The sequence below is a fragment of the Mesorhizobium sp. USDA 4413 genome (assembly GCF_056280365.1).
The window spans coordinates 5,332,619-5,345,048 of the sequence record NZ_JBVPRP010000001.1 but is presented as its reverse complement, the minus strand read 5'-3'; the positions used below and the strand labels follow the sequence as shown (position 1 = coordinate 5,345,048).

At 64.3% G+C, this 12,430-nt stretch carries 12 protein-coding genes; 11 read left to right on the top strand and 1 reads right to left on the bottom strand.

Annotated features, from left to right (window positions below; all coding sequences use genetic code 11):
- The first annotated feature begins 135 nt into the window (after positions 1 to 135).
- The gene (locus ACVMIM_RS26195; RefSeq protein WP_278048183.1) at positions 136 to 420 is read left to right on the top strand and encodes a type II toxin-antitoxin system ParD family antitoxin; all 285 of its coding nucleotides are present in this window, start codon (positions 136 to 138) and stop codon (positions 418 to 420) included.
- The gene (locus tag ACVMIM_RS26190) at positions 417 to 707 is read left to right on the top strand and encodes a type II toxin-antitoxin system RelE/ParE family toxin (RefSeq protein WP_476115411.1); all 291 of its coding nucleotides are present in this window, start codon (positions 417 to 419) and stop codon (positions 705 to 707) included. Before ACVMIM_RS26195 ends, ACVMIM_RS26190 begins: the two co-directional genes overlap by 4 nt.
- 5 nt (positions 708 to 712) lie before the next feature.
- On the opposite strand, the gene ACVMIM_RS26185 is transcribed toward ACVMIM_RS26190, so the two are convergent.
- Complete coding sequence (locus ACVMIM_RS26185) at positions 713 to 1,828, bottom strand: cystathionine gamma-lyase (protein ID WP_476115410.1); 1,116 nt, start codon at positions 1,826 to 1,828, stop codon at positions 713 to 715.
- Between the two features lie 392 nt (positions 1,829 to 2,220).
- On the opposite strand from ACVMIM_RS26185, the gene mraZ reads away from it, so the two are divergent.
- Genes mraZ through ftsW form a run of 9 tightly spaced genes read left to right on the top strand, consistent with a single transcriptional unit; the run spans position 2,221 to position 12,425 of the window.
- Positions 2,221 to 2,679, top strand: a complete 459-nt coding sequence (gene mraZ, locus ACVMIM_RS26180) for a division/cell wall cluster transcriptional repressor MraZ (RefSeq protein ID WP_040982276.1) — start codon at positions 2,221 to 2,223, stop codon at positions 2,677 to 2,679.
- Positions 2,676 to 3,692: a 16S rRNA (cytosine(1402)-N(4))-methyltransferase RsmH gene (rsmH, locus tag ACVMIM_RS26175; RefSeq protein WP_476115409.1), complete on the top strand. Its 1,017-nt coding sequence runs from the start codon at positions 2,676 to 2,678 to the stop codon at positions 3,690 to 3,692. Before mraZ ends, rsmH begins: the two co-directional genes overlap by 4 nt.
- 2 nt (positions 3,693 to 3,694) lie before the next feature.
- Complete coding sequence (ftsL, locus tag ACVMIM_RS26170; RefSeq protein WP_476115407.1) at positions 3,695 to 4,090, top strand: cell division protein FtsL; 396 nt, start codon at positions 3,695 to 3,697, stop codon at positions 4,088 to 4,090.
- On the top strand, positions 4,087 to 5,811 hold the full coding sequence (locus tag ACVMIM_RS26165; RefSeq protein ID WP_476115406.1) for a peptidoglycan D,D-transpeptidase FtsI family protein: 1,725 nt from the start codon (positions 4,087 to 4,089) through the stop codon (positions 5,809 to 5,811). The genes ftsL and ACVMIM_RS26165 overlap by 4 nt, the downstream gene beginning before the upstream one ends.
- 54 nt (positions 5,812 to 5,865) lie before the next feature.
- Positions 5,866 to 7,320, top strand: a complete 1,455-nt coding sequence (locus ACVMIM_RS26160) for a UDP-N-acetylmuramoyl-L-alanyl-D-glutamate--2,6-diaminopimelate ligase (protein WP_476115404.1) — start codon at positions 5,866 to 5,868, stop codon at positions 7,318 to 7,320.
- Positions 7,317 to 8,750 (top strand): UDP-N-acetylmuramoylalanyl-D-glutamyl-2,6-diaminopimelate--D-alanyl-D-alanine ligase, encoded by a 1,434-nt coding sequence (locus ACVMIM_RS26155; protein WP_476115402.1) that lies wholly within the window; start codon positions 7,317 to 7,319, stop codon positions 8,748 to 8,750. The genes ACVMIM_RS26160 and ACVMIM_RS26155 overlap by 4 nt, the downstream gene beginning before the upstream one ends.
- A 28-nt stretch (positions 8,751 to 8,778) precedes the next feature.
- Positions 8,779 to 9,861 (top strand): phospho-N-acetylmuramoyl-pentapeptide-transferase, encoded by a 1,083-nt coding sequence (mraY, locus tag ACVMIM_RS26150; RefSeq protein ID WP_040995810.1) that lies wholly within the window; start codon positions 8,779 to 8,781, stop codon positions 9,859 to 9,861.
- Between the two features lie 9 nt (positions 9,862 to 9,870).
- Entirely contained in the window at positions 9,871 to 11,274 is a 1,404-nt protein-coding gene (murD, locus tag ACVMIM_RS26145; RefSeq protein ID WP_476115400.1) for a UDP-N-acetylmuramoyl-L-alanine--D-glutamate ligase, read from the top strand.
- Positions 11,274 to 12,425, top strand: coding sequence for a putative lipid II flippase FtsW (gene ftsW, locus ACVMIM_RS26140; protein ID WP_476115399.1), 1,152 nt, complete (start codon positions 11,274 to 11,276; stop codon positions 12,423 to 12,425). The genes murD and ftsW overlap by 1 nt, the downstream gene beginning before the upstream one ends.
- Positions 12,426 to 12,430: the final 5 nt, after the last annotated feature.

The following is a 12,430-nucleotide window of genomic DNA, read 5'->3' as shown; positions in this document are numbered from 1 at the left end:
GAACGGGATCGGGAGGTTACGCCAGAAGGCGTGCCTTTTGATTCCACGTCAGGGCGCAGTCGCCCTGGACGCGATGACTGTTGCTTGAAGCCGGTGCGATTAAATCGTACCTTTGAGGAAGAGCAGGAGTGCATCATGGGCCATGTCGACAAACGCAGCATCACGCTTTCCCCGGAACTGGCAGCCGCGGTCGACGATGTCGTCGCCGCCGGCGAATACGCCTCGGCCAGCGAAGTGATCCGCGATGCGCTCAGGCAATGGAAGGAGCGGCGCGACCTACTCGGCTATACTGTCGAGGAATTGCGGGAACTGGTTCAGGAAGGCATCGACAGCGGACCGGCGCTGGACGGTCCCCCCTTAATGGAGCGATTGCGCGCTAAATATGCGAAGATGGCGGAAGCCAAAGGCGCTGACGAGTGAAGTACCGCCTGCTTCCACAGGCATTGGTCGACCTCGAAACTATCGGCGACTACATCGCCGCCCGCAACCCGAACGCCGCTGTCCGTTTTGTGGAAACTCTTCAGAGGCGATGGGATTTGCTGACCCTTCATCCCCGATCGGGTGCACCGCGCGATGACATCTTGCCAGGCGTTCGCCACCTCGTTGTCGGGGAGTATCTTACGTTTTATCGGATTGACGAAAAGGCGGTCGAAATCCTGCGCGTGCTGCACGGTCGGCGCAAAATCGAGGCTGACGATCTGATATAGCGGGACTAGCCGGCGATCTTGTCCAGCGACGCCTCGATCGCCTTCCAAAGTTCCTCGACCGGCTCGCAGCCGATCGCCAGGCGGACGAAGCCCGGCGGCACGGCGTCGCCGCGTTTCAAGCGCCGCTCGGCCGATGTGTGCACGCCGCCGAAGGACGTTGCCGATTCAATCAGTGCGCAACCATCGATGAACGCCTCGGCCTGTTCTTCGGAGGCGAGTTCGAAAGAAATCAGGAAGCCGAAGCGCTCCATCTGCGCACGCGCCAGATTGTGCGAGGCATCGCCTTCTAGCCCTGGAAAGCGCAGGCCGCTTACCGCGCGGTGGTCTTTCAGCCGCCGCGCGATCGTTTCGGCCGACGAGCACATGCGATCGAAGCGCACTTCCAGCGTCTCGAGGCCGCGATGCACGAGCCAAGCCTCGAATGGACCGGGGATGCCGCCGGCCGTCTCGCGCCAATCCTTCACTCTGGCGACGATGTCGGTATCGCGGCTGGCGACGTGGCCGAAGAGAACGTCCGAATGGCCGTTGATCGCCTTGGTGTCGGCCGAAACCACAATGTCGGCGCCGAGATCGAGCGGACGCTGGCCGAAGGGCGTCATCGTCGTGTTGTCGACGATCAGAATCCCCCCTTGCGCATGGACGGCCTTGGCGACGGCGGCGATGTCGCAGATGTCCAGCCGAGGGTTTGACGGACTTTCGACAAAAACCAGCCGGTAACCGGTGAAGCCGCCATCGAGCATGCTTGCCGTCGGCCTCACGTCATAGGCTACGCCGAGCGGTTTCAAGAAACGCTCGGCCAGAGCCCGCGTCGTGTGATAGCCGTCCGACGGCAGAAGAATGCGGTCGCCTGATTTGACAAGCGCAAAGAAAGCCGCGGAAATCGCCGCCATTCCGGACGGGAAGGCAACACAGTGCGCGTCTTCCAGATGGCCGAGCGCATGCTCGACGGCATGCCAGGTCGGGTTGCTGAAGCGGCCATATTGATCGAAGCCAGTCGCGTCGCCGGGCGCGTGGAAGATCGAGGCCATGGTCAGCGGCAAGGGGATGGGATCGCCCTTGGCGAAACCGGCGCTGCGCAGATGGGCAAGTGTCGCGGCGCGTGACTTCGCAGTTTCGGACATCAACTCGATCCTCGGTCAGGGAGAAAACTTCGACCGACGCTATGCGCGCCCGCCGTCCGCAGCAAGCTGCGTCTTTTTGGGCCAGAGGGCTCTAAACGCTTCGTTAGGCTTAATGGACGATAAAGACGAGACGTGCCGTCAGCCTGCGCTTTCTGGTTGTGGCGCGTGTGTTTGTGATGCCTGTTCCCGTTGACGCCCATAGTACCCCATGATATCCCATCTCGATCAAGCTTTCGTTCCGCGTCAGGGTGAAGCGTACGCCAATCGGGCAGCCGCGGCGGCTGCGCGTTTGCCGGTTTTCGCCCAGGTGAACGAAGCGATTTGTCGCGAGCGCGGCGGCGCGGAGAACAACATGGGAAGGGGTACGGCGGCGGAAGCGGCTGTAGCGTTCATTGGACCGATTTCTGTCAAATGCGGTGAACAGGATCGATGCGAAGGGGCGGGTATCCGTTCCGGCGCATTTCCGCGCCGTGGTGCAGAAACGCGGCTATTCGGAACTCTACGCGCTTCGCTGCCTGGACCTGCCGGCCATGGATGTGGGCGGGCTCGATCTGCTGGACCGTTACGAGCAACGGATTGCGCTGGAGGATCCCTTTCTGCAGACGGCGGACGACATGTCGTTCTTCTGCCATGGCGACGGGACATTCCTCAAGCTCGACCAGGACGGCCGTATCACCATGACCGATTTCATCCGCGAGCATACGGGCATCTCGAACGAGGTGGCGTTTGTCGGCCGCGGCAATTTTTTTCAAGTTTGGGAGCCGGGACGGCTTGCCGCCTATGGGGCGCAGGCGCGGGCCAGGCTTTTGCAGCTTCGGCAGGGGACGAAGCCCGGGGAGCGATCGGAATGATGGCTGGCCACGGCGATGACCCTCACGCCGTTGGCGGACTGGCCCGTCACATTCCGGTCCTCCTTGCCGAGGTGCTCGACGCGCTCGCGCCGAAAGCCGGCGATACCATCATCGACGGGACATTCGGCGCCGGTGGCTACACCAGCGCTGTCCTCGATCGCGGCGCTTCGGTCGTCGCCATCGACCGCGACCCGGACGCGATCGCGGCGGGCAGGGCGCTTGAGGAACGGGCCGGCGGCCGGCTGAGACTGGTCCAGGCGCCGTTCTCGACATTGGACGAGCACGTCGAAAGGGCCGATGGCGTGGTGCTCGACATCGGCGTCTCGTCCATGCAGCTCGACCAGGCCGAGCGCGGCTTTTCCTTTCGCGCCGACGGGCCGCTCGACATGCGGATGGCGCAGGCGGGCCTCTCCGCGGCCGATGTCGTCAACAGCTTCAAGGCCGGCGACCTTGCCCGCATCTTCGGCTTTCTCGGCGAGGAGCGCCATGCCGGCCGCATCGCGCGGATGATCGAGAGCCGGCGCGAGAAGAAGCCTTTCGAGCGCACGCTCGATCTCGCCGACGCCATCCAAACGCATATCGGACGCGGGCCGAAGGACAAGATCCATCCGGCCACGCGTGTGTTCCAGGCGCTGCGCATCTTCGTCAATGACGAGCTTGGCGAGCTCGCCAGGGCGCTGCTCGCCGCCGAGCGTGTGCTGAAGCCCGGTGGGCGACTTGCGGTGGTGACGTTCCATTCCCTGGAGGACCGCATCGTCAAGCGCTTCATCGCCGACCGCTCCGAAGCCGCCGGCGGCTCTCGGCACATGCCCGATGCGCCGGCGCGCGTCGCGACCTTCCGCAAGGCCGGCGGCGGCGTAACGCCGGGAGAGGCCGAGCTGGGCGCCAATCCGCGCGCGCGCTCGGCAAGGCTGCGCGCCGCGACACGCACCGATGCGCCGGCGCGCGCCGGCGATTTTTCGATTTTCGGCCTTCCAAAGCTTCCCGCCATCGAGCGGCCGGGGGAGAGGTGAGCGTGTTTCGTACCAGCGACATAGTCCTGATCGCCGTCATGGTCTCGGCCGCGGCCCTGACCTACAAGACGAAGCGGGAAGCCGAAGAGCAACTGGCTACGGTACAGAAGATCCAGGCGCAGATCCACTACGAGGAAGAAACGATCGATCTCCTCAAGGCGGACTGGAGCCTGCTCACGCAGCCTTCGCGGCTGCAGAAGCTTGCCGATGTCTATAAGAGCCAGCTCGGGCTCGAACCGATAAACGCGCACCAGATCGGCAACCTCGACGACATTCCCGTGAAACCCGTGACCATCGAGGACCTCTCCTCGCAGCGCCTTGGCGGCATGGCCGACAATTCGGGCAAGGAGCCGGCGGACGGCAAGGATCCAGTGGTCACCGGGAGCACCGTTCAATGATCAGCAGGCTTCCAAGGATCCGTGACCTGCTGAAGCGCCGAAAGAGGCAGGCTGAGGACGGCTCGATCGTCGTCGATGCCGCCCGAAAGGCTACGGGCGGCAAAGCAAGGACGCGCATCGTCATGACCATGGCGGTGTTCTTCACCATCTATTCGACCATTGCCGGCCGGCTCGTCTATCTCGGGCTGCAGAATCCGGATCTTTCGGGCGGCCCGGAGAGCCGGGTTACGGCATCGCGTCCGGATATCGTCGACCGTAACGGCGAGGTGCTGGCGACCGACATCAAGACGGCGTCCCTGTTCGCCGAGCCGCGCCGTATCGTCGACGCCGACGAAGCGATCGAGAAATTGTCGACCGTGCTGCCGGAGATCGATTACGAGCAGACCTATCGCAAGCTCAAGAGCGGCGCCGGCTTCGTCTGGCTGCAGCGCCAGCTGACGCCGAAGCAGCAGGCCGACATCCTGGCGTTGGGCATCCCCGGCCTCGGCTTTCGCACCGAAAAGCGTCGCTTCTATCCGAGCGGCGAGACCTCGTCCTATATCGTCGGCCTGACCAATATCGACAACCAGGGCATCTCCGGCATGGAGAAATATATCGACGAGCAGGGGCTGAGCGACCTGCAGGCGTCGGGCCTCGCCGTGGCCAAGGACCTAAAGCCGGTCAGGCTTTCGATCGATCTGCGCGTCCAGCATGTGGTGCGCGACGAAATCGCGGCCGGCCTGGAGCGCTATCGCGCGTTGGGCGCCGGCGCCGTCGTGCTGAACATCAAGACGGGCGAAGTGATGGCAATGGCCTCGGTGCCGGACTTCGATCCGAACAATCCGTATAACGCGCAGGAAAAGGACCGGCTGAACCGCATGTCGGCGGGCCTCTACGAGATGGGCTCGACCTTCAAGAGCTTCACCTCGGCCATGGCGCTCGATTCCGGCAAGGCGACGATGAACAGCCGCTTCGACGCTTCCCATCCGATCCGGGTCGGTCATCAGGCCATCCACGATTTCCACGGCAAGAACCGCGTGCTGTCGCTGCCGGAAGTGTTCCTCTATTCGTCCAACATCGGGTCGGCCAGGGAGGCCGAGTTGGTCGGCATCGAGGGTCACCGCGAGTTCCTGCACCGCCTTGGCATCCTGGACAGGATGCAGACCGAATTGCCCGAGGTTGCGCGCCCGACGGAACCGAAGGTCTGGAAACAGGTCAATTCGTTCACAATCGCCTTCGGCCATGGCGTGTCGACGACACCGCTGCAGGCGGCTGTCGGCTGCGCGGCGCTGATGCAGGGCTATCTGATCGAGCCGACCTTCCTGGTCCGCAGCGAGCAGGAGGCGATGGCGGTGGCCAAGAGAGTGGTCAGCGACAAGACCGTCGAAGGCATGCGCTATCTCTACACGCTGAATGCCGAGAAGGGTTCGGCCAGGAACGCCAGGGTTCCCGGCTACCGCGTTGGCGGCAAGACCGGAACGGCCGAGAAGGTCATCAATGGCCGCTACTCCAAGGATCTGAATTTCAACACCTTCGTCGCCGCCTTCCCGATGGACGATCCGCAATTTCTGGTGTTCACGATCGCTGACGCTCCGCATCCGGAAAAGCCCGGGATGACGGACGTTGCCGCCAACAATGCGGGGGTTATGGCCGGCAATATCATCAGGCGTTCTGCGGCCATGCTTGGCGTGAAGCCAGATTTCAGCCATGAAAATGGTGCAACGCTGGTTTCCTATCAGTGATTCTTCGGGCGCGCCGGCAACTGCGCGCTATTTTGTTGCGGTGAACGGGACTCAATGCATCTAAAAGATCTAGCCGGTATCCTGCCTGTCGAGGGAATAGCTTCCCCCGATCTGGAGGTGACCGGACTTTCCTCCAATTCCCGCGCGGTCAAGACCGGCGTCGTCTTCTTCGCGCTTGCCGGCAGCAAGGCCGACGGCTCGGCCTATGCGGCCGACGCCGCAAGCCGCGGCGCGGCGGCGATCATCACCGGCAGGGGCACGAGCGTCTCCGGCCTGTCGATCCCGGTTCTCGCCGTCGACGATCCGCGCCTGGCGCTCGCGCTCAGCGCGGCGCGCTTCTTCGGCCGCCAGCCGGAGACCATGGTCGCCGTCACCGGCACAGCCGGCAAGACATCCGTCGCCGCCTTCACCCGTCAGATCTGGGAGCAGGCGGGTTTTGTGGCCGCCTCGATCGGCACGACCGGTGTCGTGGCGCCCGGCCGCAACGAATATGGCTCACTGACAACGCCCGATCCGGTGGCGCTGCACCGATTGCTCCAGGAACTGGCGGATGCGGGCGTCACCCACGCCTCGATGGAAGCATCGAGCCACGGCCTCGACCAGCGCCGCCTCGACGGCGTGAAGCTGGCGGCCGGCGCCTTCACCAATCTCGGCCGCGACCATATGGATTACCATCCGACGGTGGAGGATTATCACCGCGCCAAATTACGCCTGTTCGACACGCTGCTGCCGAAGGGCGCGCCAGCGATCGTCTTTGCCGACGACGCTTGGTCGGAGCCGACCATCAAAGCCGCGAAGGCAGCGGGCCTGAAAGTGCTGACCGTCGGCCGCCATGGCGATTTCCTGACGCTCAAGCGCGTCGAGCATGAGCGCCATCGCCAGCGCGCCGAAATCGTGGCGGACGGCGTGCTGCATGAGGTCGACCTGCCTTTGGCCGGCGATTTCCAGATCGCCAACGCGCTGGTCTCAGCCGGCCTTGCCATCGCGACAGGAACCTCCGCGGCCAACGCCTTGGCGGCGTTGGAGAAATTGAAGGGCGCGCCGGGCCGGCTCGACCTCGTCGGCACCACCGCCGCCGGCGCTCCCGTCTATGTCGACTACGCCCACAAGCCCGATGCGCTTGAGAATGTGCTGACCTCGGTCCGGCCTTTCACAACCGGCCGTGTCGTCGTGGTGTTCGGCTGCGGCGGCGACCGCGACCGGGGGAAAAGGCCGATCATGGGCGAGATCGCGACGCGGCTCGCCGACATCGTCATCGTCACCGACGACAATCCGCGCACCGAGGTGCCCGAAACCATCCGCGCGGCGATCCTCGCCGCCGCGCCCGGCGCCATCGAGATCGGCGATCGCCGCAAGGCGATCCACGAGGCGGTGGCGATGCTGCGCGCCGGGGATACGCTCATCGTCGCCGGCAAGGGACATGAGGAGGGCCAGACCATCGGCGCCGAGACCTTCCATTTCTCCGACCATGAGGAAGTGCGCGATGCGCTGAAGGAGCGCGCCGCATGAACCTGCTGTGGACGTCGGAAGCGCTGGTCGAAGCGATGGGCGGCAGGCCGATCGGCTCGCTGCCGGAGGGCATCACCGGCGTTTCGATCGACAGCCGCAGCCTGGAGCCTGGAGACGCCTTCTTCGCCATCAAGGGCGAGGCGATGGACGGCCATGATTTCGCGACAGCGGCGGTCAAGGCCGGAGCGGCCGTGCTGGTCGTTGCCGAGGGCAAGCTGCCTTCGCTCGGTCGGCTGACGGCGCCGATGATCGTCGTGCAGGACGTGCTTGCGGCGCTCGAGAAGCTCGGCGTCGCGGCCCGCGCCCGCTCGAAGGCCAGGATCATCGCCGTCACCGGCTCTGCCGGCAAGACGACCACCAAGGAAGCGCTGCGCCATGTGCTGTCGGCGGTCGGCAAGGTGCATGCCTCGGCGCAGTCGTTCAACAACCATTGGGGCGTGCCGCTGACGCTGGCGCGCATGCCGCAGGACTGCGACTACGCGGTTTTCGAGATCGGCATGAACCATCCGGGCGAGATCAGGCCGCTGGTCAAGATGGTCAGGCCGCATGTCGCCATCGTGACGATCATTGCCGCCGCCCATCTCGGCTTCTTCAAGAATCTCGACGAGATCGCTATGGCCAAGGCCGAGATTTTCGAGGGAATCGAGCCCGGCGGCGCGGCGTTGCTCAACCGTGACGATCCGCGCTGGAAACTGCTCGGGAAAATGGCGAAAGACGCAGGCGTCGAGCATGTTTTCGGTTTCGGCGAAAATGTCCGCTCGGCCTTCCGCCTTGTCGGCTGCGACCTTCATGCCGACCATTCCGACATCGCCGTCAAGATCGGCAACAAGGACGTGACGGCCCGTGTCGGGGCGCCCGGCCGCCATATCGTGCAGAACGTGCTGGCGGTGCTTGGCGCCGCGCAATTGGTTGGCGCCGATATCGACAAGGTCGCGGCCGCGCTTGCGGACCTTTCGGCCGAACGCGGTCGCGGCCGGCGCCACGTCCTGCATCATCCCAACGGGCCGATCACGCTGATCGACGAGAGCTACAACGCCAATCCGGCATCGATGGCGGCGGCCATGGCGCTGCTCAACGCCACGCCCGTCTCGGGCGAGGGGCGGCGCATCGCGGTGCTCGGCGACATGCTGGAGCTCGGCAGCCATTCGGCCAAGCTCCACGCGGCGCTTGCCGAGCTGATCGTCGGCACGGGCACGCGCAACGTCTTTCTCGGCGGGCCGGAAATGCAAGCGCTGGCCGAAGTTTTGCCCGCCGACATCCAGACGGAGTATAGGGCGGGAGCCGAGGAGCTGAAGCCGATTGTGATCTCCGCGCTCAGACCCGGCGACGTGGTGATGGTCAAATCGTCGAAGGGCATCGGGTTTTCAAAGCTGGTCGAGGCGTTGCTCGGCAAATTTCCGGCGGAAGCCACAAACATTAAGCCGACTTGAGGTCGGGTTCCCGGGGGACGGAAGGACCATGTTCACACTGCTCGTCGACTTCGCGGACAAGATCTCGCTGTTCAACGTCTTCCGCTACATCACTTTCCGCACCGGCGGCGCGCTGATCACCTCTGCGCTCATCGTCTTCATCTTCGGGCCGACGATCATCAATTCGCTGCGCCTGCGGCAGGGCAAGGGTCAGCCGATCCGCGCCGACGGCCCGCAGACGCATTTCAAGAAAGCGGGAACGCCGACCATGGGCGGGCTGATGATCCTGTCCGGCATCATCGGTTCGTCGCTCCTATGGGCGAACCTTTCCTCGATCTATGTCTGGGTGGTGCTTCTGGTCACCGTCGGCTTCGGCTCGATCGGCTTTTACGACGACTATCTCAAGGTCACCAAGCAGTCGCATCTGGGCTTCTCCGGCAAGGCGAGGCTGGCGATCGAGTTCATCATCGCGGCGATCGCCGCGTGGGTGATCATGCACAATGGCCAGGCGCCGTTCTCGTCGTCGCTGACTTTCCCCTTCGCCAAGGAATTCCTGATCAATCTCGGCTGGTTCTTCGTGCCGTTCTCCTGCTTCGTCATCGTCGGCGCGGGCAATGCGGTGAACCTGACGGACGGCCTCGACGGGCTGGCGATCGTGCCGATCATGATCGCGGCGGCGTCCTTCGGCGTCATCGCCTATCTGTCGGGCAACGCGGTGTTCGCCGAATATCTGCAGATCCATTTCGTGCCCGGCACAGGTGAGCTCGCCGTCGTGCTCGGCGCGGTGATCGGCGCGGGGCTGGGCTTCCTGTGGTTCAACGCGCCGCCGGCCGCGATCTTCATGGGCGATACCGGCTCGCTGGCGATGGGCGGGCTGATCGGCACCATCGCGGTCGCTACCAAGCACGAGATCGTTCTGGTCATCGTCGGCGGCCTGTTCGTGGTCGAGATCCTGTCGGTCATCGTCCAGGTCGGCTACTTCAAGATGACCGGCAAGCGCGTCTTCCTGATGGCGCCGATCCATCACCATTTCGAAAAGCTCGGCTGGACCGAAAGCCAGGTGGTGATCCGCTTCTGGATCATCGCCGTCATCCTGGCGCTGGTCGGCCTCTCCACCCTCAAGCTCAGATAGGACGCCCGCTTGATCCCCGCCGCTTCCTTTTCCGGCAAACGCGTTTCGCTCTTCGGGCTCGGCGGCTCGGGGATCGCCACCGCGCATGCGCTGATCGCTGGGGGCGGCGAGGTGCTGGCCTGGGACGACAATCCAGACAGCGTCGCCAAGGCGGCCGCTGCGGGCATTGCGACCGGCGACCTGCGCGGAGCCGACTGGCCGCGCTTCGCCGCCTTCGTGCTGTCGCCCGGCGTGCCATTAACGCATCCGAAGCCGCATTGGACGGTGGAGCTCGCGCGCGGCGCCGGCGTCGAGGTGATCGGCGATATCGAGCTGTTCTGCCGCGAGCGCAACAGCCGCGCGCCGGCAGCGCCCTTCATTGCAATCACCGGCACCAACGGCAAGTCGACGACGACGGCACTGACGGCGCATATCCTGAAATCGGCGGGACGCGACACGCAGATGGGCGGCAATATCGGCCGTGCCATCATGACGCTCGATCCACCCGAGCCCCGGCGGCACTATGTGGTCGAGTGCTCGTCCTACCAGATCGACCTCGCACCCTCGATCAACCCGACCGCCGGCATCCTGCTTAATCTCACGCCCGACCATCTCGACCGGCACGGCACGATGGCGCATTACGCCTCGATCAAGGAGCGGCTGGTTGCCGGCAGCGACACCGCGATCATCGGCGTCGACGATTCCTGGTGCGCCCAGATCGCCGACCGGCTGGAGCGGGCCGGCAGGCCGGTCGTTCGTATTTCCAAGCGCCTGCCTTTGACCGACGGCTATTTCGCCGACGGCACCAATCTGATGGAAGCGGTGCATGGCCGCTACAGCCGCGTCGCCTTCCTCGAGGGCATCGGCTCGCTGCGCGGCCAGCACAACGCTCAGAACGCGCTGGCCGCCGTCGTCGCCTGCCTGAAAGTCGGGCTCGAGCTCGGCGAGATCCAGGCCGGGCTGGAAAGCTTCCCGGGGCTCGCGCACCGTATGGAGCAGGTCGGCCGCAAGGATCATGTGCTGTTCGTCAACGATTCCAAGGCGACCAATGCCGATGCGGCGGCGCCCGCGCTGTCGAGCTTCGCCAACCGTATCTACTGGATCGCCGGCGGCCTGCCGAAGGAAGGCGGCATCGAGCCGCTGCGCGGTTTCTTCCCGCGCATCGCCAAGGCCTATCTGATCGGCGAGGCGGCGCCGGCCTTTGCGGCGACGCTCGGCGAGGCCGTGCCCTATGAGATATCGGGAACGCTTGCGGCGGCGGTGGAACATGCCGCCCATGACGCGGCAAAAGACACCGGCGGCGAAGCCGTGGTGCTGCTTTCGCCGGCCTGCGCCAGTTTCGACCAGTTCAAGAATTTCGAAGTTCGCGGCGAAGCCTTCAGGCAAGCTGCGAATGCTATTGACGGTGTGAAACCCATCGGAGGGCCACGTTGATGCAAAGCCGTCTCGACAAAAGTCCTGTCGCCACCTGGTGGTGGACCGTCGATCGCTGGTTCCTGGCGGCGTTCCTGTCGCTCATGGGGCTGGGCATCATTTTGTCCTTCGCGGCGAGCCCCGCGGTGGCCGAGCGTATCGGCCTCGACAGCTTTCACTTCGCCACCAGGCAGGTCATCTTCACCATCCCGGCGCTCATCGTCATGCTTGCGGTCTCCTTCCTGGAGGCGCGGCAGATCAGGCGCATGTCGCTGGTGATGCTGTGCATCATGCTGGTGCTGATGGTGGCGGTGCTCTACATCGGCGTCGAGGTGAAGGGCGCGCGTCGCTGGGTGTCGCTCGCCGGACTTTCCATCCAGCCGTCCGAATTCCTGAAACCCGCCTTCGTCATCATCTGCGCGTGGCTCTTTGCCGAGCACAAGCGCCAGCCCGACATTCCCGGCAATCTGTTCGCCATGCTTTTGCTTGCGCTGGTTATCTCGCTTCTGGTGGCGCAGCCCGATCTCGGTCAAACCATGCTGGTGACCGGCACCTGGGGCGTCATGTTCTTCATGGCCGGCCTGCCGTGGCTGTGGATCGTGGCTCTTGGCATCGTCGGGGCGAGCGGCCTGTTCGCCGCCTATTCGGTATTCCCGCACGTTGCCCTGCGCATTGACAAGTTTTTGACCGGCGAAGGCGATACGTTCCAGGTCGACATGGGCCGCGAGGCACTGATCAACGGCAGTTGGTTCGGTGTCGGGCCGGGTGAGGGAACCGTCAAACGCATTGTTCCGGATGCTCATACCGACTTCGTCTTCTCGGTCGCCGGCGAGGAGTTCGGGCTGATCATGTGCTTCTTCATCATGTCGATCTTCGCCTTCATCGTGCTGCGCGGCTTGAGCATCGCACTCAAGGAATACGATGATTTCACCCGCTATGCGGTGGGAGGCCTCGTCACCGTCTTCGGCCTGCAATCGGCCATCAACATGTGCGTGAACCTGCAGCTGATGCCGGCCAAGGGCATGACGCTGCCCTTCATTTCCTATGGCGGCTCCTCGCAGATCGCCATCGCTGTCTCGATGGGCATGGTGCTCGCATTGACGCGCAAGCGGCCGGAAAAGCGCAAGCAGATGGGCTTCGCCCTTTCGCAGCGCGCAATGCCGGCGGAATGAGGCAG